24 protein-coding genes are annotated in these 24150 nt (G+C 72.1%); 2 read left to right on the top strand and 22 right to left on the bottom strand.

What is annotated here, in order from left to right; all coding sequences use genetic code 11:
• Nucleotides 1–27: 27 nt before the first annotated feature.
• The 11 genes from ACFY1S_RS02180 to ACFY1S_RS02130 all read right to left on the bottom strand — a co-directional run bounded on the left by ACFY1S_RS02180 (nucleotide 28) and on the right by ACFY1S_RS02130 (nucleotide 8591).
• The gene (locus ACFY1S_RS02180; protein WP_364367945.1) at nucleotides 28–588 is read right to left on the bottom strand and encodes a hypothetical protein; all 561 of its coding nucleotides are present in this window, start codon (nucleotides 586–588) and stop codon (nucleotides 28–30) included.
• A complete protein-coding gene (locus ACFY1S_RS02175; RefSeq protein ID WP_387111856.1) occupies nucleotides 585–2006 on the bottom strand; it encodes a DUF58 domain-containing protein in 1422 nt (473 codons plus the stop codon). Before ACFY1S_RS02175 ends, ACFY1S_RS02180 begins: the two co-directional genes overlap by 4 nt.
• Nucleotides 2006–3013, bottom strand: coding sequence for a MoxR family ATPase (locus ACFY1S_RS02170; RefSeq protein ID WP_364367951.1), 1008 nt, complete (start codon nucleotides 3011–3013; stop codon nucleotides 2006–2008). Before ACFY1S_RS02170 ends, ACFY1S_RS02175 begins: the two co-directional genes overlap by 1 nt.
• On the bottom strand, nucleotides 3013–3597 hold the full coding sequence (locus tag ACFY1S_RS02165; protein WP_387111852.1) for a hypothetical protein: 585 nt from the start codon (nucleotides 3595–3597) through the stop codon (nucleotides 3013–3015). Before ACFY1S_RS02165 ends, ACFY1S_RS02170 begins: the two co-directional genes overlap by 1 nt.
• Nucleotides 3594–4379, bottom strand: coding sequence for a DUF4129 domain-containing protein (locus ACFY1S_RS02160; RefSeq protein ID WP_387111849.1), 786 nt, complete (start codon nucleotides 4377–4379; stop codon nucleotides 3594–3596). Before ACFY1S_RS02160 ends, ACFY1S_RS02165 begins: the two co-directional genes overlap by 4 nt.
• Before the next feature lie 20 nt (nucleotides 4380–4399).
• Complete coding sequence (locus tag ACFY1S_RS02155; protein WP_387111846.1) at nucleotides 4400–5113, bottom strand: uracil-DNA glycosylase; 714 nt, start codon at nucleotides 5111–5113, stop codon at nucleotides 4400–4402.
• A 19-nt stretch (nucleotides 5114–5132) separates the two neighbouring features.
• The gene (locus ACFY1S_RS02150; RefSeq protein WP_387111844.1) at nucleotides 5133–5819 is read right to left on the bottom strand and encodes a dienelactone hydrolase family protein; all 687 of its coding nucleotides are present in this window, start codon (nucleotides 5817–5819) and stop codon (nucleotides 5133–5135) included.
• 198 nt (nucleotides 5820–6017) lie between these two features.
• The gene (locus ACFY1S_RS02145; RefSeq protein ID WP_387111841.1) at nucleotides 6018–6551 is read right to left on the bottom strand and encodes a hypothetical protein; all 534 of its coding nucleotides are present in this window, start codon (nucleotides 6549–6551) and stop codon (nucleotides 6018–6020) included.
• Between the two features lie 130 nt (nucleotides 6552–6681).
• The gene (locus ACFY1S_RS02140) at nucleotides 6682–7662 is read right to left on the bottom strand and encodes an HAAS signaling domain-containing protein (protein WP_387111838.1); all 981 of its coding nucleotides are present in this window, start codon (nucleotides 7660–7662) and stop codon (nucleotides 6682–6684) included.
• Nucleotides 7659–7991 (bottom strand): PadR family transcriptional regulator, encoded by a 333-nt coding sequence (locus ACFY1S_RS02135; protein WP_089017691.1) that lies wholly within the window; start codon nucleotides 7989–7991, stop codon nucleotides 7659–7661. Before ACFY1S_RS02135 ends, ACFY1S_RS02140 begins: the two co-directional genes overlap by 4 nt.
• 114 nt (nucleotides 7992–8105) lie before the next feature.
• Complete coding sequence (locus ACFY1S_RS02130) at nucleotides 8106–8591, bottom strand: MarR family transcriptional regulator (RefSeq protein ID WP_364367970.1); 486 nt, start codon at nucleotides 8589–8591, stop codon at nucleotides 8106–8108.
• Between the two features lie 165 nt (nucleotides 8592–8756).
• Between ACFY1S_RS02130 and ACFY1S_RS02125 the strand changes: the two genes are divergently transcribed.
• Nucleotides 8757–9908 (top strand): FAD-dependent oxidoreductase, encoded by a 1152-nt coding sequence (locus ACFY1S_RS02125; RefSeq protein ID WP_387111833.1) that lies wholly within the window; start codon nucleotides 8757–8759, stop codon nucleotides 9906–9908.
• A 109-nt stretch (nucleotides 9909–10017) separates the two neighbouring features.
• On the opposite strand, the gene ACFY1S_RS02120 is transcribed toward ACFY1S_RS02125, so the two are convergent.
• The 7 genes from ACFY1S_RS02120 to eno all read right to left on the bottom strand — a co-directional run bounded on the left by ACFY1S_RS02120 (nucleotide 10018) and on the right by eno (nucleotide 15771).
• Complete coding sequence (locus ACFY1S_RS02120) at nucleotides 10018–10947, bottom strand: exopolyphosphatase (protein ID WP_387114239.1); 930 nt, start codon at nucleotides 10945–10947, stop codon at nucleotides 10018–10020.
• Between the two features lie 22 nt (nucleotides 10948–10969).
• The gene (locus tag ACFY1S_RS02115) at nucleotides 10970–11974 is read right to left on the bottom strand and encodes an ArsR/SmtB family transcription factor (protein ID WP_387111830.1); all 1005 of its coding nucleotides are present in this window, start codon (nucleotides 11972–11974) and stop codon (nucleotides 10970–10972) included.
• A 313-nt stretch (nucleotides 11975–12287) separates the two neighbouring features.
• Entirely contained in the window at nucleotides 12288–12482 is a 195-nt protein-coding gene (locus ACFY1S_RS02110; protein WP_387111827.1) for a hypothetical protein, read from the bottom strand.
• A 177-nt stretch (nucleotides 12483–12659) separates the two neighbouring features.
• Entirely contained in the window at nucleotides 12660–13181 is a 522-nt protein-coding gene (locus tag ACFY1S_RS02105; protein ID WP_387111824.1) for an amino-acid N-acetyltransferase, read from the bottom strand.
• Nucleotides 13181–13735 (bottom strand): DUF501 domain-containing protein, encoded by a 555-nt coding sequence (locus tag ACFY1S_RS02100; protein WP_387111821.1) that lies wholly within the window; start codon nucleotides 13733–13735, stop codon nucleotides 13181–13183. Before ACFY1S_RS02100 ends, ACFY1S_RS02105 begins: the two co-directional genes overlap by 1 nt.
• A gap of 32 nt (nucleotides 13736–13767) precedes the next feature.
• The gene (locus tag ACFY1S_RS02095; protein ID WP_387111819.1) at nucleotides 13768–14409 is read right to left on the bottom strand and encodes a septum formation initiator family protein; all 642 of its coding nucleotides are present in this window, start codon (nucleotides 14407–14409) and stop codon (nucleotides 13768–13770) included.
• A gap of 78 nt (nucleotides 14410–14487) precedes the next feature.
• Complete coding sequence (gene eno / locus ACFY1S_RS02090; RefSeq protein WP_387111816.1) at nucleotides 14488–15771, bottom strand: phosphopyruvate hydratase; 1284 nt, start codon at nucleotides 15769–15771, stop codon at nucleotides 14488–14490.
• Nucleotides 15772–15984: 213 nt separating this feature from the next.
• Here eno and ACFY1S_RS02085 point away from each other — a divergent pair, with 213 nt between their 5' ends.
• Nucleotides 15985–16677 carry a hypothetical protein gene (locus ACFY1S_RS02085; protein ID WP_387111814.1) on the top strand — a complete coding sequence of 231 codons (693 nt, stop codon included), beginning with the start codon at nucleotides 15985–15987 and terminating at the stop codon, nucleotides 16675–16677.
• Nucleotides 16678–16693: 16 nt separating this feature from the next.
• Here ACFY1S_RS02085 and ACFY1S_RS02080 read toward each other — a convergent pair whose 3' ends face one another.
• From ACFY1S_RS02080 to mfd, 4 genes are all read right to left on the bottom strand, one after another.
• Nucleotides 16694–18313 (bottom strand): DUF885 domain-containing protein, encoded by a 1620-nt coding sequence (locus ACFY1S_RS02080; protein ID WP_387111811.1) that lies wholly within the window; start codon nucleotides 18311–18313, stop codon nucleotides 16694–16696.
• Nucleotides 18314–18366: 53 nt separating this feature from the next.
• The gene (locus tag ACFY1S_RS02075; protein ID WP_387111808.1) at nucleotides 18367–19353 is read right to left on the bottom strand and encodes a nucleoside triphosphate pyrophosphohydrolase; all 987 of its coding nucleotides are present in this window, start codon (nucleotides 19351–19353) and stop codon (nucleotides 18367–18369) included.
• Nucleotides 19354–19355: 2 nt separating this feature from the next.
• Nucleotides 19356–20144: a hypothetical protein gene (locus ACFY1S_RS02070; RefSeq protein ID WP_387111805.1), complete on the bottom strand. Its 789-nt coding sequence runs from the start codon at nucleotides 20142–20144 to the stop codon at nucleotides 19356–19358.
• Between the two features lie 66 nt (nucleotides 20145–20210).
• Nucleotides 20211–23840: a transcription-repair coupling factor gene (mfd, locus tag ACFY1S_RS02065; protein WP_387111803.1), complete on the bottom strand. Its 3630-nt coding sequence runs from the start codon at nucleotides 23838–23840 to the stop codon at nucleotides 20211–20213.
• Nucleotides 23841–24150 lie beyond the last annotated feature (310 nt).

The following is a 24150-nucleotide window of genomic DNA, read 5'->3' as shown; positions in this document are numbered from 1 at the left end:
CCTGCGTAACCCTGCTGCCCCACAGGGCTACCTGCGGCGCAGCAGCCAGCCGAGCAACGCGGACGTGCCCACCGCGACAAGCAGTCCGAGCACGGTTACCCACTGGTGGCCGGTCTCGCCGCCCAGGCCCCCCACCTGCACCAGCAGTACCGCGAGCACAGCCGAACCCAGCAGCACCGCGCCCGCCCGCAGCAGCCAACGGACGACCAGATCCGGGTCGACCACGGCGTCGTACGGCAGCAGCGCGGCAAGCGCGCACAGGGTGTGCCCCAGGTAGAGCAGCGCGGCGATTGCCAGCAGCCGCCACAGCGCCACCGGCCGGCCGTACCCGTCGGTGGCGAGCAGCCAGCCACCCACCGTGACCAGCGCCGCGAAGGTCGACCAGATACGGCGGGGCCCCACCGCCGGCAGCAGCGCCGCCACCGTCAGGAAGAGCAACGGCCGGCCGGGCAGCACCTCGGCGGGGAACGCCAGGGCGAACCCGGCCAGCACTGTGACGAAGATCCCACCGCGAACCAGCAGCGGTACGAGACTGATCCGGCCGAAAGCGGCCTGGGCCGCCCGGACCCGCTCGGCGACGGCGTTCACCGGCCACCCACCCTCGGAGCCGTGGCCAGCCGCGCCACGTCACGCAACACCTGGTCCAGGCTGCCGGCGCCGGCCCACCGCACCACCGGGACACCGTGCTCCCGCAACTGGCCGATCATGGTTTCCCGGTCCAGTCGCCACAGCCGGTACGCCACCTCCGCCCAGCCCCTGTCCTTCGGCGGCGTCAGGTCGGTCGGCAGCGTGTCGACAGCCACCACGAACCGCCCGGCGCGGGCCAGCCGGGCCAACATCTGCGCCGAACGCTCGTCCAGCAGCGGCGTGAGCACCACCACCAGCGCGTCCGAGGAGAGCAGCTGCGGGCCGAACACCTGGTCGTACGGCTCGTGCGGGGAGGAGTCGGCGCGGACGTCGAGCAGCCACTCCAGCACCGTCAGGTACTGCCGGCGGCCGGCGGCGGGGCGCAACCGTCGCGCCCCCGGCCCGTACTCCAGCAACGACACCCGGTCGCCACGGTGCAGGTAGTGCTCGGCGATCGCGGCGGTGGCCCGCACGGTGGTGTCCAGCACCGACGCGGCACCGCCCACCCCGCCGGAGCGGCCGGCCTCGGCGAGCACGTCGAGCAGCACCACCACCTCGGCGTCCCGGTCGGAGAGGGTGGCCGCCACGTGCAGTTGCCGGGCGCGCAGTGACACCCGCCAGTCGATGCGGCGCAGCCGGTCACCGGGAGCGAAGATCCGTACGCCGGCCAGCTCACCGCCCTCGCCGGGCCGGCGGGAGTGGTGCGCCCCGACCAGGCCGGCGGCGCGGGGCATCGCCTCCACCGCCTCGAACGGCTCGGTGCGCGGGTAGACCCGCACCCCGACCGGCTCGGTGATCACCGCGCGGGAGACCAGCAGGCCGCCCGCTGTGGCGACGCGGGCTCCGGCCGGGCCTACCGGATGCCGGCCCCAGCGCAGGGCCCGGCCGGCGAGTTCCAGGTCGACAGCCGCCCCGGTGGGCACCGACGTCACGAACGGCCGGTCCGTGGCGGACCGACCGGCGCCGCCCGCTGCCGCCGTGGCATCGGCCACCGGCGGGTCGTCGACGGACCCGGCGAAGCCGGCCCGGTCGATCCGCAGCCACTGCGACACCCGGGACCGCACCACCACCAGGTCGTAGTCGACAGTGTCCGGGTTGCCGACGCTGACCGCCGCCGCCACGTCGCCGCCCTCGACCAGCGGCCCGTCGTCCCCGGGGTTGATCCAGACCTGCGGCAGCCCGGTGGGTCGGCGGCGCAGCGCGTACGCGGTGCCCAGCGCGAACGGCGCGGCCAGCACGATCAGGTCGACCCGCCCCAGCAGCACCCCCGCCACCAGCAGCAGACCGGCGAGCAGCACCGCCCGGCCGAGCGCCCGGGTGGGCGCCCAGCCGGTGGCCGGTTCCGGCTCGGCAGCGTGCGGCACCGTCGATCCGGTCATCAGCGCCGGGGCCCGCCGGCGGCGTAGCTCGGCAGCGCGCCGCTGGCCGGCGCGGGCGTGGCGTCCAGCACCTCGCCTACCACGAACGCCGGGTCGACGCGGCGCAGCCACATCTCCGGGCGCAGCGTGATCCGGTGCGCGAGCGCCGGCGCCGCCACCTCCTTGACGTCCTCCGGCACGACGTAGTCCCGGCCGCCGAAGACCGCGCGGACCCGGGCCAGCAGCAGCAACGCCAGCGATCCACGGGGAGACGCCCCGACCAGCACCGACGGGTGCTCCCGGGTGGCCGCCGTGAGGGCCACGATGTACCTGCCGATGGAGTCCTCCACCACCACGTCCTCCAGGGCGGCCTGCATCGTGCGCAGGGTGGCCGCGTCGACCACAGGCTTGATGTCGGCCTCCTCGCGGCGGCGGCCCATCCGGCGACGCAGCACCTCCCACTCCTCGTCGCCCTCCGGGTAGCCGAAGGAGACCCGCAGCAGGAAACGGTCCAGCTGCGCCTCGGGCAGCGGGTACGTGCCCTCGTACTCGATGGGGTTGGCGGTCGCCAGGACGTGGAACGGCTCGTCCAGCTTGTACGTCACCCCCTCCACCGAGACCTGCTTCTCCTGCATGGCCTCCAGCAGCGCGGACTGCGTCTTCGGCGGCGTCCGGTTGATCTCGTCGGCGAGGAGCAGGTTGGTGAAGACCGGCCCGGCCCGGAAGGTGAAGTCGCCGTTGCGCTGGTCGTACAGGAACGAACCTGTGACGTCGGCGGGCAGCAGGTCCGGGGTGAACTGGAGGCGGCGGAAGTCCAGGCCGAGCGCCTGGGCGAAGGAACGCGCGGTGAGCGTCTTGCCCAGACCCGGCAGGTCCTCCAGGAGCACGTGCCCACCGGCCAGGATGCCGGCGAGGACCAGCTCCAACGCGTCCCGCTTGCCGACCACGACGGTGCCGACCGCGTCCAGCACCGCCCGCGCCAGGTGGCCGACCTCGGCGGCGGGCATGGTCCGGTCCACGTCGTTCATCAGATCTTCTCCAGTTCGGCGACGATCGCCGCGACGTCGCGCGGCGACGGGGGGCGGCGGGAGGGGGTGGCGAGGAAGCTCCAGAGCTGGTCACCGAGCAGCGCCTGGGCGCGGGTCGGATCGGAGTCGCGGGTGAGGCCGTGCCGCTGGCGCAGCCGCTCGTCGGCCAGCTCGCCGAGGCGGGGCAGGATCCGTTCGGTGAACCGCTCGCGGTTGCCGGACGCCCAGTCCAGGGGCCGTTCCCAGCCGTTGATCGCGGCGCGCAGCGCGTCGCGGGAGGTCCAGCGGTAGCTGCCGTCCTCCTCGCCGGTGGCCATCCGGCCGGCGGGTGGCGGCGGGGGTGGCGGCGCGAGCAGGGCGGTGACCCGGCGGACCGCCAGCACGGCTAGCACCCCGGCGACCAGCACGGGAAGCGAGACCTGGAGCCCTACGGCGCGGAGGCCGACGAGCAGCACCGCGACCACGGCGGCGGCCACCGCGAGCGCACGCAACACCGGGCGGGCCCGGGAGCCGCGCTCCTGCGGGCCGGCCGGCGCCGCCTCCTCCTCGAAGGCGAGCAGGTCGTCGATGCTGGTGCTGCTCATGAGCCCACCGCCGTCGTCAGTTCGCCGCGCAACCGGCGCAGCGCGGCGCGGGCCTGGTCGCGGGTGCGTTCGTCGACCGGGCGGGTCGCGTACCGGGCCTCCCGGTAGACGTACGCCAGCTCGGCCAGCACGTCGGCGCTGACGATCGCCGGCACGCCCGCGTCCGGGTCGCCGCGCAGCAGACGGCTGACCAGGTCGGTGGGGGTGTCACCGGTACGCCTGGGAACACCGGCCGTGGCGGCGGCCTCCTCCAGCCGTACCCAGCAGGCGATCACCGCGACCCGCGGGTCGGTGGCCTGGTCGTCGAGGTCCACCAGACCCGCGTCGAGAGCGGCGACGACCTCGCGGGCGGTGCCCTCGGCCGTACGCCGGGACCGTTGCGCGGGCAGCGCGCGGGTCGCCCGACGACGCCGTAGACCCCGCAGCAGGATCCAGCCCAGGTAGCTGAGCGCGGCGAGGATGGCCAGCCCGAGCAGCACCATCGCCACCGTCGCGATCCACTGCGGGATCTGTGCCTGGGTTGCCTCTCCGGCGTCGCGCGGCTCCACCGGAATCGACGGTGGCGGCTCGGCCGTCGGGTACTCCGGAACCCACGGCACCTGTTCCACAGGCGGGATCCGACTGGCCCCGATCGACGAGTTTCCGGACGCCAGCGCGGCCCCGGCGAGCAGGACGGCGATCACGCCCACCGGCCACCAGCGGCGCAGCAGGCCGACAGCCGGACGCAGCACCCCCTGCTCGGCAACCGGGTACGACGTGGGCGGGCGCGTACCGTCAGTCATTGCCACCGCCCCACGCGTTCTCAGTCCACTCCGGCCAACTGCTTGGCCCGGCCGAAGACATCGTCCAGCATCTCTGGTGTCAGCCGCCCGGTGAAGGTGTTCTGCTGGCTGACGTGGTAGCAGCCGAGCAGCCCCGGTGCGTCCGTTCCGGACCAGTGTGCCCCATGGCCGAACGCCGGTCGCGGGCTGGGCGGGCGCTGCCCGTACACCTGGCGCAGCACCGGCCACCACGCGGCCCACGCGAACGCGCCGAGCGCGACCACGACGCGCAGGGTGGGCCGGATCAACGTGACCTCGCGGTGCAGCCAGGGAGCGCAGGTGTCCCGTTCGTCAGGCGTGGGCTTGTTGTCCGGCGGAGCACAGCGCACGGCGGAGAAGATCCGCAGGTCACGAACTGTCAACCCGTCGTCACTGGCGACGCTCGTCGGCTGGTTGGCGAGCCCGGCACGGTGCAGCGCGGCGAACAGCACGTCGCCCGAGCGGTCACCTGTGAAGATCCGGCCGGTGCGGTTTCCGCCGTGCGCGGCGGGCGCCAGCCCGAGGATGGCGATCCGCGCGTCGGCGGTGCCGAAGCCCGGGACCGGACGACCCCAGTACTCCTGGTCGCGGAAGGAGGCACGGCGGGTACGCGCCACCTCCTCCCGCCACTGGACGAGCCGGGGGCAGGCGAAACAGTCGCTCACCGCCGCGTCGAGGTCGGCCAGGTCGGTCGCCCGCGCTGCGCGGACGACCACCTGCTCGGGGGTACGCGACTCAGCCAAGCTTGGCCCGGAAGAGTTCCAGGGTCCGGGCCCAGGCGCTGGCGGCGGCACGCTGGTCGAACGCCTCCGGCCGGTCGTCGTTGAAGAACGCGTGCGAGGTGCCCGGGTAGTCGTAGAGGTGGCAGGTGCCACCGGCCTCCTCGATGGCCCGACGGGCGGTCTGTACGCCCTCGGCGGTGGAGGTGCCGTCCTCTTCGGAGCAGTGGATGACGGCGGCCTTGCCGGCGTAGTCGGCCCATTCGGGGCGCATCGACTCCCACGGCAGCACCGGGTAGAAGCCCGCGGCGGCGACGATCCGCTCGGAGATGGTGGCCGACCACAGGGCCAGGCTGCCACCGGCGCAGAAGCCGACGGCACCTACCTTGCCGGTGACCTCGGGCCGCCCGGCGAGGTAGTCGGCCGCGCCGGCGATGTCCTTCGCCGCCTCGTCCATCCGCATGGCCATCAGCAGCCGCTGCGCCTCGTCCGGCTCGCTTGTCGTCTCACCGTTGTAGAAGTCCGGGGCGAGCGCCACGAAGCCGGCCTCGGCGAACCGGTCCGCCACCGAGCGGATGTGCGGCACCAGACCCCACCATTCCTGGATGACGATGACCGCGGGACTGGCCGTGCCGCTGGCGGGTATCGCGAGATACCCCTCGCTCGTGCCCCCGTTGCTGCGGTAGCGCACCATCTCGCCCATCGGCCGTCCTCCTAGCGGTCAGTCATCGTTGGCTGGTCGCCCAGTGGTCCTACGTGCCGGTAGCCTGCCACGCCGCGGGGGCCGTCGGGAAGACGCGCGAACAGTGGCATTCACCTCCTGTTCGACGGCCGGTGACTTTGGGTACGACGACGGCGGCGAGGATCTTTCCCCGCCGCCGTCGTCCGAGCCGATGTTTCGTCAGGCCTTCTTGGTCAGGCAGAGCACGTAGCCCGTCTTGCCCGGCTCGATGTTGTAGAAGACGTAGCCCTCGTCGCCCTCCTTGAGGAACTGCTCACACGAGGTGGGCGCCTTGGCCTGCGCCTCGGTCTGCCCGTCCACCCGGCCGACCACGTTGTACGCCGCCTCGGTGGAGGTGCAGGAGACGACCTTGGCGCCGTCGACCTCCTCCTCCTTGGTGCCGGTCACCTCGGGAAGCTCGGCGATGCAGTCACCGGCCTTGGCGTCGGCCGTCTCGTCCTTGTTCAGGAAGTTGCCGATGGCCGAGCCGATACCGAACTTCAGGCCGGCGATGACGAGGAGCACGACGATCGCGCCGATGATCCCGAGCGCCTTCTTCGCACCTGACTTCTTCGCCTCCTGCTCGACCGGCGGGGGCGTCGGCGTCTCGACGGCGGGCTTCGCCGTCTCGTCTGCCGGCTGCTGCGGCGTCTGGTCGGTCGGCTGCTGCGGCGTCGAGTCGGGAGCGGAGGGCGGTGCGACCTGCTCTGGCACGGGGGTTCCTTCCGAGGGGTTGATGAGCAGACGACACCGTAACGATCATTGATTTACGGTGCCGTCCCGCTCGCCTCGTCCGTTCAGCTATTTCCCAGCTTTCCCCACATGATCCAGTTCACATGGTCGGTCAGCTCGTCGGGGTCGGCGTCGGCGGCGTAGCCGGCGTCGCCGGGGGCGTGGTAGTCGCGGTCAGGTTCGTCGACGGCGTCGAGGTGGGCTCCGGCGTGCCGGTGGGTGTCGGGACCACCGCGCCCGGCGCCCGGTGGCCGAAGGGCGCCTGGTCGAGGCAGTACGGGTAGGGCCGCAGCAGCGGATTGCCGTACTCGTCGACAGGGCTGGAGCAGTCCGGGTAGCCGAGGCGGATCGGGTTGCCGTTCTGGTCGAACAGCCGGGCGTTCTCCACCAGGCGACCCTCGCTGTCGTAGACGAAGACGTCCCGGACCTGGCTGTACTGACTGTCGACCGAGGTCTGGTCGTAGTAGTAGTCGTCGTAGCCGAGCCGGTCCTCCGCGTTGGCCAGCGCGGCGAGCGCGAAGAGAACGAGCACCAGGCTGCCGGCGTGCATCGCCAAGCGTGGCCACCGGGTCAGCCGTTCGGAACGGCGGCCGAGCCAGATCGAGGCGAGCACGAGACCGACAAGCATGATCAGGCCGGCCAGCAGCTCGCCGCCGAACCGGGGCAGCAGACCGAAGTCGCCGCCGGTGCTCATCACGGTGATCAGCATCGCCGCCAGGTAGGCGCGCAGCACCCACCAACCGGGGCGCAGCAGCCGCAGGAATTCGCTCGCGTTCTCGTACCCGAGGAGGGGGCCGACCCGAAGGTCGACCGCGCGCAGCCGGGTGCGGACCCGGACCACCAGGGCGGCGACCCGCCGGTCGAGGTTGCGGCCTCCGTCCAGGGCGGCGCCGGCCGCGGCGCGCAGCTCGGCGGCGTACGTCTCGGGCTCACCCAACCGCTCGACGAGGGTGCCGTCGGTCTCGGCGGCGAACTCGGCGAGATGGTCGGCCAGATCCTCGGTCAGCTCGTCGCGCTGGGTGGGCGGCAGGTCGGCCAGGGCGGCCCGGACCCGCGCCACGTAGTCGGTGATTTCCTGCTCCGTGACGGTCATGCCGCCATCCCCCGATCGTCGAGCAGACTGTCCATTGTGGTGGCGAACGAGCGCCAGAGCTTGCCGGAGCGGGTCAACTGGTCGCGGCCCGCGGCGTTCAGTGCGTAGTACTTGCGGTGCGGCCCGGATTCGCTCGGCACGACGTACGTGGTGAGCAGGCCGGCGGCGAAGAGGCGGCGCAGCGTGCCGTAGACCGAGGCGTCGCCGACCTCCTCCAGCCCTGCCTCGCGGAGCCGGCGCAGGATGTCGTAGCCGTAGCCGTCCTCCTCCCGGAGCACGGCGAGGACGGCGAGGTCGAGCACGCCCTTCAGCAACTGCGTGGTGTCCACGCAATGCACACTACTGTGCAGTGCGAAGTACCGTCAACGAACCCCTTGAAGAACGGCGCCCGCAGTCCGCCGGACGGGCCGTTGGCCCCGCTCGGTTCGGCCGGCCCCGGAGGGTTAGTCCTTCGGGGTTGATTCGCAGTCGCGGAGGTAGGCCTCCATGGCGGTGCGGAGATTGTCGGCGGCCCGGACGATGAGGGCGAGCTGTTCCGTGGTGAACTCACCCAACGCCTGACCGAGCTGCAGATGCAGCGGTTCGAAGAAGGTGTCGGCAGCGGCGTTGATCGTCGTGGTCGAGCGCAGGGTCACGATCCGCCGGTCGGAGCCCTCCCGTGCGCGCTCGACATGCCCCGCCTTCTCCAGGCGTCCGAGAAGGATCGACGTCGCACCCGGCGAGAGGCCCACGCGTTCGGCGAGGCGCGCTGGCGTCAGCGGCCGACCCCGCTGTTCCGCCTCGATGATCAGCACGATGGCGTCAGCGTCGGTGGTGTGCAACCGCGCACTGCGGGCGAAGGCCCTTGCCAGTTCCTTCTGCGTGGCGGTGAAGGCCGTGAGGCTGCTCAGCACCCGCTCGTACTCATCACCCGGCTCAGCCTCTGCCATGACCCACCTTTCGACACCCTCGGCACCTTACGGCAACCTCATATAGTTATGTGGCATAATAATTTTGCGGCATAACGACATGAGATCGGGCCCACCAGGTCCGCTGGACTCACCCAGACCAGCAGTCGCCCGAGACCCATCGAAGGAACTCAAGGAGTCATCACAGTGAACGGACCGATCACCATTGCCGGAGCCGGACTGGCCGGACTCGCCCTCGCCCGCGTCCTGCACGTCCACGGCATTGCCTCGACCGTCTACGAGGCGGAGGCATCGCCCAGCGGACGCACCCAGGGCGGCCAGCTCGATATCCACGACTTCAACGGCCAGGTCGCCCTCCAGCAATGCCGGCTCATGGACGAGTTCCACTCGATCGTCAACATGGGCGCCGAAGCCATGCGATTCCTCAGCCCCGACGGAGAACTCGTCGGCGAGATCCTCGACGACGGGGAACTGAGCAACCCCGAAGTCCTGCGCGGCGAACTGCGCAGGATCCTGATCGAGTCACTGCCCCACGGCACAATCCAGTGGGGCCACAAGATCACCTCGGTCACCCCCGGAGACGGCCGCCGACCGCACATGATCAACTTCGCGAACGGCTCGTCGGTCTCAACCAACGTGCTGATCGGCGCCGACGGGGCCTGGTCGCGGGTCCGGGGCTCGCTCAACGGCACCATGCCCGAGTACCTGGGAACCCTGTGGGTCGAAACGTTCCTCCACGACGTCGAAAAGAACCACCCGCAGAGCGCCGCACTGGTCGGCAGCGGCGCGATGCTGGCGATGAAGCCGGGCAGGGGAATCTTCGGACACCGCGAGGCGCACGACGTGATCCACACCTACGTCGTACTGAAAAAGCCGCTCGAGTGGATGCGGTCGGTCGACTTCTCCGACCGCGAGCGCGCGCTGACGCTCGTCGCCGAGCAGCTGGGTCAGGGCTGGGCACCTGAGCTGCTCGAACTGGTCACCCGAGGCGAGACCACGCCGGTCGCACGCCCGATCTGGGGACTGCCGCTGGAACACACCTGGGACCGCGTCCCGGGCATCATGCTCATCGGCGACGCCGCCCACCTCACCCCGCCCGACGGCGACGGCGCGAACTGGGCCCTCTACGACGGCGCTGAGCTCGCACAAGCCATCACCGCAACGCCCGCCGACATCGACACGGCGTTCAACACCTTCGCCGAACAGATGCTGCCCCGCAGCGCCGCGTCCTCGACCGAGGGCTACCAGTCCTTCGAGCAAACCTTCGGCTACAACGCACCCGCGAACCTGCGCGAAATCATGAACCGCACCAAGACCTACGGCCACCAACACCAGTGAGCACTCCACACCTGCCACCGACTCGTGAATCACCCCCCCCCCCGCCGGCTTCGGCCGCGGGGGGGGATCCGGATCTAGAACACGACCTTCGATCAGGGCCGCACGGCGCCTACCGGAGGCTCCAGGCGATGCCGTCGAGGATGTCGTGCTCCGAGGCGACCACCGACGGCATCCCGGCCCGCTCCATGATCACGCGGAGAACCAGCGCGCCGGCGCCGATCACGTCGGCCCGACCCGGGTGCATCACCGGGATCTCCAACCGCTGCGCGCTGGTGCGAGCCAGCAGATCGTCGGTCACCCCGGCCACCGCCTCGTACGACACCCGGGCGTGGTGGATGCGCTCCGGGTCGTACTCCTGGAGGCCCTGCGCGATGGCGACCACTGTCGTGACCGACCCGGCGAGGCCGACAAGCGTGGCGGCCTCCCGGCCGGGCACCACCGCGAGCGCCCGGTCCACCGCAGCCGCGATGTCGGCCTGCGCGGCCGCGACCTGCTGCGGCGTCGGCGGGTCACCCGCCAGGTGACGCTCGGTCATCCGGACACAGCCGACGTCCACCGAGATCGCCGCCCGCACCCCACCGGCCCGGTCGCCCACCACGAACTCGGTCGACCCGCCGCCGATGTCGACGACCAGGAACGGCTCCTTCGCGTCGGACGGCAACCCGCGCACCGCGCCGGTGAACGACAGCCGGGCCTCCTCGTCGCCGGTGACCACTTCGGGCGCGACCCCGAGGGTGGCCCGCACCATCTCGGTGAAGTCGGCGGCGTTCGCCGCGTCCCGGGAGGCGGAGGTGGCGCACATCCGCACCCGCTCGGCGCCCAGCTTCTCGATGTCGGCGGCGTACGACGCCAGCGCCACCCGCGTCCGTTCGATCGCCTCCGGCGCGAGCCGGCCCGTCCGGTCCACGCCCTGCCCCAGCCGGACGATCTCCATCCGCCGGGTCAGGTCGGTAAGCGGCGCCTGGGAGCCGGCCGACGCCTCGGGCAGATCGGCCACCAGCAGTCGGATCGAATTGGTCCCGCAGTCGATGGCCGCCACACGCGTCGTCACGGCAGCAACCTTACGGCAGGCCACGCCTCGCACGGCCGTGCACCGGACCTCCCAGCACCTGCGCGCCAAGCGTGGTCAGGTGGTGCCGGACGGCCCCGCCGACCCGTTCACTGGCGATCAGACCGGCCGCCCGCAGCGCGGTGGCGTGCTCCGAGGCCGACGACAGGCTGACCCCCACGGCCCGGGACAGCGCCGTGGTGGTCAGGCCGCCCTCGTCGGCGAGCCGCCGCAGCACCGACGCCCGGGTCGCACCCAGCAGCCGGCCGAGGGCGTCGTCCGCCGCCGAGCCGCCGCGCGGCGGCATCGGCACCGGGTAGACGAGCAGAACCGGGTGACCCGGCTCGACAAGCACGCGGGGACGGGGCCCGGCCAACGGGGACGGCAGCAGCATCACACCGTGGCCGGTGCCGCTCAGGTCCCCACTCCACCAGGTCCGTACCTCGAGCACCGGCTCCCGCCACCGAATCGCCGGATGCAGGCCCGCGAACAGCCCGGCCACGCCGTGCCGCGCCAGCCGCTCGCTCGCGCAGGTCACCTGCTGGCGGTACGCGGACACCAGATCGGCCCACTGCGGTGCGAGGACCGCGTCGAACCAGGTGCGCACCGCCCCGCCGAACAGCTCCAGCACCTCCGGATCCGCCGCCGCGAACCGTCGGCGCAGCGGGGTGACGGTCGTGTCGGCGTACGCCTCGATGACCTCGGCGCGGACCCGCCACGCCGGGGTGGCCCGGATGGCCTCCACACCGGCCTCCACCGATTCCAGCCCGCCGAAGGGGGTGACGAAGTCAGGCATTCGCCCCCGGTCGGGCAGCAGGTGCCGCAGGACGGCGGTGGCCGCCTGGGCCGCACCCGTACGCTCGACGGCCGCCGCCCGCTCGGCGAGCGCCGGCGCCATCGCCGCGACCGTCGGATCACGCAGCCACTGGCCGGCCAGCAGGGCCGTGCCCACCGGGTGCAACCGAGCGGCGAACCGCACCCGGCACAGGTCCGCCGGCCCGAGCTGGAGGCGAAGCATGGAAACAGCCTGCCTCCCTTCGCCCTGGACCGAAAGGGTTGATCCGCGTGTGCGACACCTCCAGTGTGGATGGCGGGGTCGACGGGGGGTGGCCGGCGTGCGGCGTACGAAGGCGGTGTTGACGGGGCTCTGCCTCATCGTGCTCGTCGCAGCCTGTGGTGAGCGGGGGCAACCCTCGTCGGCCCCACCAGCGACGTCCGCCGCACCGGCCCAGAGCCCGGCGCCGGGCGACCACCTGCTCACCCTCAAGCACAACGGGCAGGACCGCACCTACCTGCTGCACGCCCCGCCCGGGTACGACCCGAACCGGTCGTCAGCCCTCGTCATCACGCTGCACTTCTATCCCGGCACCGGCGCCGCGATGCGCGAACTGGCCGGCCTGGACGCCAGGGCCGACAAGGACAACGTGCTCGTCGCCTACCCCGACGGGGTGGGTGGCGGCTTCAACGCGCTTGTCTGCTGCGGCACCCAGGACGACGTCGGCTTCCTCAACGCCCTCACCGACCACCTGGTGCAAACGTGGCGTGCCGACCCGAACCGGGTCTTCCTCACCGGCATCTCCAACGGCCGCGACATGAGCTTCCGGGCGGCGGTGGAGGGCGCGGGCCGGTTCGCCGCGATCGGCGTGGTCAGCGGCGGTTACAGCGGTTGGAGTTCTTCGCCGCCCACCCCCGCAGGGCCTGACCTACAGGCGCAGCAGCATCCGGGTGTTGCCAAGCGTGTTCGGTTTGACCCGCTCCAGGTCCAGGAACTCCGCGACACCCTCGTCGTACGACCGCAGCAACTGCTCGTACACCGGCTGCGGCACCGGAGCGCCGTCGATCTCCCGGAAGCCGAACGAGCCGAAGAACCGCGTCTCGAAGGTGAGCACGAAGATCCGCGCCACACCCAGCTCCCGGGCCGCGTCGATCAGCTCGCCCACCAGCCGGTGACCGATCCGCCGGCGCCGGCAGGACGGATCCACCGCCACCGTACGGATCTCGGCCAGGTCCTCCCACATCACGTGCAGCGCGCCGCAGCCCACCACCACGCCGTCCTCGGCCCGGACCGCCACCCGGAACTCCTGCACATCCTCGTACAGGGTGACGGTGGCCTTGCTGAGCAGACGCCTGTCGTCGGTGTACGTGTCGACCAGCCGCCGGATGCCCCGCACGTCGCCGGTGCGGGCGCGCCGCACCAGAATCTGACCCTCGACAGACGCTGTCATCAGGCGGGAGGCACGTCCACGCACGGACCGGCAGCCCACCAGGGCTCGACCAGGTCCAGCGTCTCGTCGCCGAACGGGTTCACACCCGGCCCGGCGCCCAACGCGTGCCCCAGGTGCACGTGCAGGCACTTCACCCGACCCGGCATACCGCCGGCCGAGATGCCGGCGATCTCCGGCACCTCACCGATCGCCTCCCGGCGGGTGAGGTAGTCCTCGTGTGCCGCCCGGTAGTGGGCGGCCAGCTCCGGATCCGTCGTCAGCCGGTCCGCCATCTCCTTCATCAGCCCCGCCGACTCCAGCCGGCTGCACGCGGCGGTGGCCCGGGGGCAGGTCAGGTAGTACAGCGTCGGGAACGGGGTGCCGTCGGCGAGGCGCGGCGTCGTCTCCACCACGTCCGGCAGGCCGCACGGGCAGCGGTGCGCCACCGCCCGGGTGCCCCGGGGCGGGCGGCCGAGCTGCGCGGCCACCGCGGCCAGGTCGGCCTGCGTGGCCGGTTCCCGCTTCGGCGGAGGTACGGAATCCGCCGCCGGCTCCGACGGTGGTACGACAGTCACGGTGCCCATCTCTCCTGACGCTTGTCGGTTCGTCACTTGCCCGGCTGCTGGCTGTCCGCCGCCCGTACGCTCGACCACATCGTGTCGTACCAGGTGACAGGACCCGCCGGGGCGGCCGGACCGGCCGACTTCCCGGCGTCGCGGGCGGCGCCCTCCGGATCGTGCAGGACGACCATCATCTTCTCGCCCGGCCGACCCATGAAGAACCGTTCCCGGGCCTTGGTCTCGATGAACGCTTTGTCCTTCCACTTCGCTGCCTCGGCGGCGAGCTTGGCGATCTCCTCCTCCTGCACCGCCTGCGCGGCCTCCATCCGCTCGATGTCGGCCTGCTGGTCCAGGTAGACGCGCACCGGATAGGTGTACGCGAGGGCGAGCGCGATGAGCACCGCGAAGAGCACTGTGGCCCGACCGGTGAAGCGACGGGGATGGGGTGCGGCGAGCCGCTTGACGGCCCCACCTGCGGCGGTACGCCGAGCGGCGGCCGGCCGGTTCGCCGAGCGCACGCCGTCGGCGCCCCGGGCCGCGCCCGGCGCCCGGCCGGCCGCGCCCCGCGGCTCCGCGCGTACACCTGTCTCGCGGACCGACCCACGGGTGCCCCGGCCGCCACCCGGCCGGCCGGACTGACCCGGCCGGCGGGCGGGACGCTGACCACCCGGTGTGCGCCGCTGCTGCATCGTCACACCCCTCCCCCGAGGCTTCATGCGTTACGGAGATTGCCGGGAAGCCCCGCGGTGGGGCTTCCCGACCACGTCTCAGGCCGAACGGTAGCGCGGGAAGGCGCCGGCGCCGGCGTAGCGCGCCGCGTCGGCCAGCTCCTCCTCGATCCGGAGCAGCTGGTTGTACTTGGCCACCCGGTCCGAGCGGGCCGGCGCGCCGGTCTTGATCTGACCGCAGCCGGTGGCCACCGCCAGGTCGGCGATGGTGGTGTCCTCGGTCTCGCCGGAACGGTGGCTCATCATGCACTTGAAGCCGGCCCGGTGGGCCAGGTCCACCGCGTCCAGGGTCTCGGTGAGCGAACCGATCTGGTTGACCTTGACGAGGACGGCGTTCGCCGCCTTCTCCGCGATGCCGCGGGCGATGCGCTGCGGGTTGGTCACGAACAGGTCGTCGCCGACGATCTGCACCCGGTCGCCGATCGAGGCGGTGAGCGTCTGCCAACCGCTCCAGTCGTCCTCGGCCAGCGGGTCCTCGATCGACACGATCGGGTACTCGTCGGCGAGCTTGGTGTAGTAGGTGCTCATCTCCTCGGCGGACTTGCCGGTGCCCTCGAACGTGTACGTGCCGTTCTCGAAGAACTCCGTCGCCGCCACGTCGAGCGCGAACACGATGTCGGTGCCGAGCCGGTAACCGGCCTTCTCGACCGCCTCGGCGATCAGGTCCAGGGCGGCGGCGTTCGTCGGCAGGTTCGGCGCGAAGCCACCCTCGTCGCCGAGCCCCGTCGACAGGCCCTTCTTCTTCAGCACCGACTTCAGCGCGTGGTAGACCTCCGCGCCCGAACGCAGCGCCTCACGGAACGTGGGCGCGCCGATCGGCGCGATCATGAATTCCTGGATGTCGACGTTGGAGTCGGCGTGCGCGCCACCGTTGAGGATGTTCATCATCGGCACCGGCAGCAGGTGCGCGTTCGGGCCGCCCAGGTAGCGGAAGAGGCTCAGCTCGGCGCTGCCGGCGGCCGCCTTCGCCACAGCCAGGGAGACCCCGAGGATGGCGTTCGCGCCCAGCTCCGACTTGCTGTCCGTGCCGTCGATGTCGAGCATCTTCTGATCGATGAGCCGCTGCTCGCTGGCCTCGTACCCGATGATCTGGTCGACGATCTTGTCTTCGACGTTGGAGACCGCCTTCTCCACGCCCTTGCCCTGGTAGCGGTCGGCGTCACCGTCGCGCAGCTCGATCGCCTCGAACGCGCCTGTGGAGGCGCCGGAGGGCACCGCGGCGCGGGCCACCGTGCCGTCGTCCAGGCCGACCTCGACCTCGACCGTGGGGTTGCCCCGCGAGTCGAGAATCTCCCGGGCGACGATTCCCTCGATGGTTGCCACTGAGTCGCTCCTCGTTGTTGTGATCCGGTCCGTGGGTGGGCCGCGACGGTGCGGCTGAGGCAGGTGTTGAACGCAGCGTATCGGGCCACGGGAAAGGGCACGGCGTCGCCCGCGCACCCGAGCCGCCCCGCACTGACGGACATTCCCGGATTTCCGGGCGTCAACCGGCAACTGGTTTGCGCTGCGCGGACCGGATCCACCAGGCTGGTCGTCATGCCCGCCGCCTCGACCACCCTCCGCATGCTCGCCGTGTCGGTCATCGCGTCGCTCACGGTCACCGGCTGTCAGACATTCGAGGACGCCGGAGTCGCCCTGGGACGCTCCGAACTCGTGAACGACCTCGCCACCCGCCTCGACCGGGCGCTGGAGTTGACCTACTCGGCCGACTACCAGCTCCCCGGGGGCCAGAGCGCAGCGATCGTGCAGGCACAGGACCCGGCCCGCTCGTCGTACACCTACCCCGGTGGGCGGCTCACCGTCACCCCGGAGGCGGTCACCAGGTGCACGGGCACCGGCCCTCGCACCGAGTGCACCCTCGTCGCACCTCCCACACCCGCCGGCAAGCCCACCGTGTCGCTGTTCACCGAGGCCAACCAGCAGGGCCTGGCCACCCCACCGGTGGTGGTGGGGCTGCTGACCGCTGCCGCGCTCGACCCGCAGGCGGTCATCAATCAGACCGACACCACGGTCGCCGGGCGGCACGCCACATGCGTCGAGGTGCAACGGTCGGACGGGGACTTCACCGCCTGCGTGACCACCGAGGGTGTGCTGGGCAGCTTCACCGGCCCGGTCGACGGCAAACCGATGGAACTGGCGTTGAGCCGCTACTCCGAGACGGTCCCGCAGGACGCGTTCGACCCGCCCGCGGGCGCGAACGTGGTGGACCGCCGCCCCGGGGGCGCGTGACCGGCGCGGAGGTCTCCTAGACCCCCAGCAGCGTGCGCAGGTGGCGCGGGGGCGGGCAGTCGTGGGCGAGCATCGCGTCGTGCCACTCGCGCATCGACACGCCGTCCGGGCGGGCGGCGGCGATCTCGGCCACCTCGCTGTACCCGACGAAGTAGGTGGACAGCTGCGTGGAGGTGAGCAACGCCCGGCGCCACTTGCCGGCCGCCTCGCCCTCCTCCTGGAAGCCGCGCCCGGTCATCAGCGCCATCGCCTCGGCCTCGGGCAGATCCTCGGCGTGCACCAGCTGGTCGAGCAACGCGTTGATGGTCATCCGCAGCTGCATCTTGAGCTGCTGCAACCGCACCGGCAGCCCGCCGAAGCCCAACCCGGCCATCAGCTCCTCGGCGTACACCGCCCAGCCCTCGATGAACGGGCCGGACTCGGCAAGCGCCCGCACCCGCGTACCACCGACGTAGCGGCGGGCGTGGGCGAGCTGGAGGAAGTGCCCAGGCATCGCCTCGTGCACTGTCAGGTTGCGGATCATGTGGTCGTTGTACTCGCGGTAGAACGACTCGACCCGCTGCGCCGGCCAGTCCGACGGGGTGGGGGCGATGCAGTAGAAGGTGGGGACGTTCGCGGTCTCCAGCGGGCCCGGCGAGTCGCAGTACGCCACGGCGACGCCCCTGGCGAACTCCGGCATCTCCTGGATGACGCACCTGTCGTCGACAAGGCCGACGAGGTCGTGGAGGCGGACGAAGTCGGTCGCCTCGTCGAGGGTGACGCCGGCCAGCTCGACGATCGTCGCGTCGTCGGGGTGTTCGGCGGCGAGCACGTCGAGTGCCCGGCGTACCGCCTCGTCGTCGGCCCGGCCACCGACCAGCTCGACCGCCGCCGCGCGGATCTCCTCGGTGACCCGGTCCAGGTTCGCCCAGGCGCGGCGTTGGATCTCGGCGGCGCTCAGCTCGGTGTCGAGGGTGTGCCAGAGCCGGGCCTCCCAGCGGCGACGGCCCAGCCGTGGGTCGCGGCCCGGTCCGGCGTCGGCGGCGAGACCGGCGCGCAGCCAGGCGACGAACTCCTCAAGCGCGGCGATCGCGGCGGTGGCCGCCGGCTCCACCCGGTCGAGGCTGCCCGGCGCCTGGGCGATCAGCCCCGGCAGCTCGTCACGGATCAGCGCGGCCGTGCCGGTGAACTGCCCGACCGCCGTCTCGGCGTGGATCCGCGGCATGTCCCGCAGGGTCGCGCGGGCGGTGGCGAGGGCGTCGGGTACGGCGGCGAGCCGGCCGGCCAGCTGGGTCAGCCGCACCTCGGCCGGGGCGTACGGGCGGGCCAGCAGCGGATGCAGCAGCGGGCCGGGGTTGTGCCGCAGCGGGTTCCACTCGTGGGAGCGGATCTCGGTCAGCTCGAACAGCTCCCGGTCGACGAACGAGGTGAGCAGCGCGTGGTCCACCTGCTCCTCCACGTCGAGCGAGTCCGGGTCCAGCTCGGACAGTGCGTTCGCCGCGTCGGAGAGCATCGCCACGTCGCCGGCTGTCGCCCCGGCGGACAGATCCGGCAGCCGATCGTCGAACCGGTGGTCCCCCACCGAGGTGGCAAGCCCCGGCCGCGTCTCCAGCAGTGCCTCGACAACCCGCTCAGCGAGTACCTCAAACGCCTCCACCCGACCACCCTACCGACAGTCCTCCGCCGGTCAGGTTGATCAAGCAGCCCGCGTCAGGATCCGGCCCGTCGACCGCCCTCGGCGGTACGGACGGCCTCGGCGTACGCCAGGGTCGCCCGGCGGAGCGCATGTTCCGGGTTCAGGTCGGCCTCGCGGGCCGCGGCCACCGTGGTCAGCAGGCTCGCACCCAGCCTCGCCTCCTCGTCCACCTGGGTGTCGGCAAGCGGAGGTGGAACGGCAAGACCGATCCGGGCGGCGCGGTCCAGGATCTGCGCGGCCAGGGCCAGCGCCGGCTGGCTCAGCGCCACCCCGTCCAGTACCGAGTCGCGTGCCTTCTCGGCCCGCTTGATCCGCTCCCAGTTGGCGGTGATCTCCTCCAGCGTGCCCGCCTCCGCCCCGGCGAAGACGTGCGGATTGCGCCTGATCATCTTGTCGACCAGGCCACCGGCCACGTCGTCGATGGTCCACCGCTCACCCTCGGGCAGCTCCTCGGCCAGGCGGGCGTGCAACACCACCTGGAGAAGCACGTCGCCCAACTCCTCGCGGAGCGCGTCGGTGTCGTCGGCGCCTATCGCGTCGTACGCCTCGTAGCTCTCCTCCAGCAGATACGGGGCGAGGCTACGGTGCGTCTGCGCCCGCTTCCACGGATCACCACCAGGCGAGGCCAGCCGGTCCATCACGGCGACCGCGTCCAGCAGGCGGGCACCCGGCGGGTCCCACGAGCCGTACATCAGCTCCATCTCGGCCAACCCCGGCTCCCGGGCCAGCCGCAGACCCAACTCCCGGGCCAGCGCCTCGTCACCGGCCGGGCCGGCCAACCAGACCGCCGTACCGTGCGCCGCCACCGTGTCCAGCAGCCGCTGCGTCGCCGGGCCGTCCACCACCGTCACCTCGGCGCCCGCCTGGCGCACGGCCGTGACCAGCTCACTCTCCGCGCCGCACAGCACCGGATGCTGACGTACGACGTCCCAGGCGGCAGCGGTCAGCAGACCCACGGGCAGCCGGGGCGAGGTGACAAGCAGGACGATCCGTGCCGTCATGCTCAGCTGGCCGTGCCCTCGGCGTCCGGGCTGCCACTCGACGGCACCGACTCCGGGGTGGAGATGTCCGTGACCGGACCCTCCTCGTTGATGTACGGCAGCGAGTAGAAGACCAACGACTGGCCGGTGCTCACCACCGACGGCACGCCCACAGCGCGGAAACGCGGGTTGATCGTGACGTCGACCCGGTCGGCCTCCTCCTCCAGGGCGGCGCTGAGCGCGGTGGCGCTGCGCACGAAACCGCCGTCGCCGAAGGCCCGCCGCACGTCGGCCACGGACATCCCACCCTGGATCGCGCCGGTCTTCGTGAGGGCGTCGTAGACAGCCATCAACGAGTCGTCGCTCAGGTCGGCCGGCGGAAGCTGCTGGTTGAGCGCCTGGAGCAGGTCGATCCACTCACCCCAGAGCTTGGCGTACTCGGTGCTGGCCGGCACCCGCAGGTTCTGCTCCAACTGCTCCGGGCTGACCTCGTCGGGCACCTGGAGGTTCTTCGCCGACGCGACCCGCTTGCCCAGGTCCAGGCTGACCAGCAGGTTCACCACGTCCTGCCGGGTGACGGCGGAACGCAGCTGCTCGGGCGACGGCGACGCGCCCGCCTGGCCGGCCTCGCGGCGGACGGCTTCCCCGTACTTCGCCTGCACGTCGTCGTAGATCGCGTCGACCCGGTCCAGGGAGTACGTCGTGTCACCGACGTACGCGGCGACGTCCGGCGCGGACTTCCCGCAGGCAGCGAGGGAGAGGACACCCAGAGCCGCGACGCTGGCGGCGGCGATCACACGGCGAGCACGCATGCCCGTCACTCTCTCATGCCCTCTCGGTCGCTGTGACGGCCCCCACCACACCGCGCACGCCCCACCTCACGCGGTGGCGGCGGCGAGCGGGGCGGGAGCACCCAGCACGTCGGAGAGCAACTGGGCGCACCACTGCAACAGCGCCTGGTCGCGCAGCGGCTCACCACCGACCCGGCGGGTCGTCGGCCGGGGCACACTGACCTGGTCGGTGGCCTGCTTGTAGACCGCGTCCGGGTGGTAGCGCTTGAGCCGCATCTGCTTCGAGTCGGGCAGCGGCAGCGGGCCGAACCGTACGTGCTTGCCCTGCATCGACACGTCCGTCAGGCCGTAGCGGCGGGCCAGCAGGCGGAACCGGGCCACCTCCACCAGGTTCTGCACCGGGGCCGGCGGCTCGCCGTACCTGTCGGTCATCTCGGCGACGACCTCGCGCAGCCGGTCCTCGTCGCGGGCCTCGGCGAGCTTGCGGTACATCTCCAGACGCAGCCGTTCCACGCCCACGTAGTCGTGCGGCAGGTGCGCGTCGACCGGCAGGTCGATCTTGACGTCGGTCTCCTCCTCCGGCCGCTCACCCTTGAACGCGGACACCGCCTCGCCGACCATCCGCACGTACAGGTCGAAGCCGACGCCCTCGATGTGGCCGGACTGCTCGCCGCCGAGCAGGTTGCCGGCGCCCCGGATCTCCAGGTCCTTCATCGCCACGTACATGCCGGCGCCCAGCTCGGTGTGCTGCGCGATGGTCGCCAGCCGCTCGTGGGCGTGCTCGGTGAGCGGCTTCTCCGGCGGGTAGAGGAAGTACGCGTACGCCCGCTCCCGGCCTCGGCCGACCCGGCCACGGATCTGGTGGAGCTGGGCCAGGCCGAGCAGGTCGGCCCGCTCCACGATCAGCGTGTTGGCGTTCGGGATGTCGATGCCCGACTCGACGATCGTGGTGCAGACCAGGACGTCGAACTCCTTCTCCCAGAAGCCGACCATCACCTTCTCCAGGGCGTCCTCGCCCATCTGGCCGTGCGCCACCGCGACCCGCGCCTCGGGCACCAGCTCCCGCAGCCGCCGCGCCGCCCGGTCGATCGACTCGACCCGGTTGTGCAGGTAGAAGACCTGTCCGTCGCGGAGCAACTCGCGGTGGATGGACGCGGCCACCTGCCTGTCGTCCTGCGCGCCCACGAAGGTGAGCACCGGGTGCCGCTCCTCCGGCGGGGTGGCGATCGTGGACATCTCCCGGATGCCGGTGATCGCCATCTCCAGGGTCCGCGGGATCGGGGTGGCCGACATGCTCAGCACGTCCACCGACGCACGCAGCGTCTTCAGGTGCTCCTTGTGCTCGACGCCGAAGCGCTGCTCCTCGTCGACGATCACCAGGCCCAGCTGCTTGAACCGGGTCGCCGTCTGCAACAGCCGGTGCGTACCGATGACGATGTCGACGGTGCCGTCGGCCACCATCTCCAGCGTCCGCTCGGTCTCCTTCGCGGTCTGGAACCGGGACAGCTGCCGGATCTGCACCGGGAACTGGCTCATCCGCTCGGCGAACGTGTTGTAGTGCTGCTGCACCAGCAGCGTCGTCGGCACCAGCACCGCCACCTGCTTGCCGTCCTGCACCGCCTTGAACGCCGCCCGGACCGCGATCTCGGTCTTGCCGTAGCCGACGTCGCCGCAGATCAGCCGGTCCATCGGGACGGTCTGCTCCATGTCCCGCTTGACCTCGTCGATAGCGGCGAGCTGGTCCGGCGTCTCCTGCCAGGGGAACGCGTCCTCCAACTCCCGCTGCCAGGGCGTGTCCGGGCCGAACGAGTGCCCCTTGGACGCCTTGCGCGCGGCGTACAGCTGGATGAGCTGCGCGGCGATCTCCCGGACCGCCTTGCGGGCCCGGGCCTTGGACTTCTGCCAGTCCGAGCCGCCCATCTTGTGCAGCGTGGGCTGCTCGCCGCCCACGTAGCGGGAGAGCTGGTCGAGCTGGTCGGTGGGCACGAACAGCCGGTCGCCGGGCTGGCCGCGCTTGCTCGCCGCGTACTCGATGACCAGGTATTCCCGGCTCGCGCCGTTCACCGTGCGCTGCACCAGCTCGACGTACCTCCCGATGCCGTGCTGCTCGTGCACCACGAAGTCGCCGGCCTTGAGCTCGAGCGGGTCGATCGTGTTGCGCCGCCGGCTCGGCATCTTGCGCATGTCCCGCGTCGAGGTGCCCCGACCGCCCGTCACGTCGTTGCCGGTCAGCACCACGAAACGGGACGACTCGTCGACGAACCCGCTGCTCAGCGCCCCGCAGGTGACCACCAGGTCACCGGGGGCGGGCGCGGTCGGGACTTCCTCGGTCAACCGGGCGCCCAGCCCGGCGTCACGCAGCACCTCCACCGCCCGCTGGGCGGGGCCGTGCCCCTCGAAGACCAACGCGATCGACCAGCCCTCGCCGGCCCACCGCTTGAGGTCGTCGACGACCCGGCTGGTCTCGCCGTGGTAGAGCGGGGCCGGCTGGGCGGCGAGGGTCACCGCGATGGCGTCGTCCGGGGTGACCGACGCCTGCTCGGGCGCGTCCTCCCAGGGCTGGCGCGTCTCGGCGGCCCCCGCCTCCACCAGCCCGAACGGGGACAGCGTCCACCACGGCTGGCCGAGCCTGCCGGCGGCGGCGCGCACCTCGGGGAAGGTTCGGAAGGCGGCGGCGCCGACGTCCACCGGGGCCTGGCCGCCGACCGCGGCGGCGGCCCAGCTGGCCTGAAGGAACTCCTCCGAGGTACGCACCAGATCGTGCGCCCTCGTGCGGATGCGCTCCGGGTCGCACAGCAGGACGTGGGTGCCGGCCGGCATCGCGTCCAGCAGCAGCTCCAGCGAGTCGGGGCCGACAAGCACCGGGGCGAGGGACTCCATGCCCTCCACGGGGATGCCCTCGGCGAGCTTGTCGAGGATCTCCGCCAACTCCGGGTGCTGCTCGGCCAGCGCGGCGGCCCGCTCCCGGACCGCGGGGGTCAGCAGGAGCTCACGGCAGGGCGGCGCCCACAGCAGCGGAACCTGCTCGATGGTCCGCTGGTCGGCGACGGCGAAGGTGCGGATCTCCTCCACCTCGTCGCCCCAGAACTCCACCCGGGACGGGTGCTCGTCGGTGGGCGGGAAGACGTCGAGGATGCCGCCGCGTACCGCGAACTCGCCCCGCTTGGTGACCAGGTCCACGCGCGCGTACGCCATGTCCGTCAACCGGCGGGCGACCTCCTCCAGGTCCGCCTCCTCGCCGGCTGCGAGCTGCACCGGCTCCAGGTCGCCCAGGCCCTTGAGCTGCGGTTGGAGCAGCGAACGGACCGGCGCCACCACCACCCGCAGCGGCCCGGTGCCACCGTGCGCGTCGGTCGACTCGGGATGCGCCAGCCGACGCAGAACAGCCAACCGTCGCCCGACGGTGTCCGAACGGGGCGACAGCCGCTCGTGGGGCAGCGTCTCCCAGGAGGGGAACACCACCACCTGCTCGGACGGCAGCAACCCACCCAGGGCGGCGGCCAGGTCGTCGGCCTCCCGGGTGGTGGCGGTCACCGCCAGCACGGGCCGCCCGGCGCCCTCGTTGTCGGCGGCGACCGCCGCGACGGCGAACGGGCGCAGCGCGGCAGGGGCGGTGATGTCGAGGCCGTCGACCTGGGCGGCACCGGAGCGCGCCAGGTCACGCGCCCGGGCGAGCCCCGGGTCGGCCAGGGCGGCGGAGAACAGACCGGTGAGCATGTGATCACTTCCAGGGGAGTCGACGCACACGACGGCTGCCCCTCGTCCGGTCGGACGGGGGGTGCACGACAACCAGACTAGCCCCGTCCACCGACAGCCACCCCCTTCCGCCCAGGTCCACCCCGCGCCCGGCACCCCGCACACCGCTGCCTCGCCCCAAGATCCGGACAACTTCCGGGAAAGTGCGCCATCACGGCGCGCTGAGGCAGCACTTTCCCTGAAGGTGCGCGGATCTCCCCGGCGCGAGACGCGAGGAACCCGCCGCGCGGTGCACCTGGGCCTCCGCACGGCGCAGTGCGGATCTTGACCG

This window comes from Micromonospora sp. NPDC000663 (assembly GCF_042898105.1).
GTDB lineage: Bacteria > Actinomycetota > Actinomycetes > Mycobacteriales > Micromonosporaceae > Micromonospora.
This window is presented reverse-complemented; position numbering and strand designations above follow the sequence as displayed.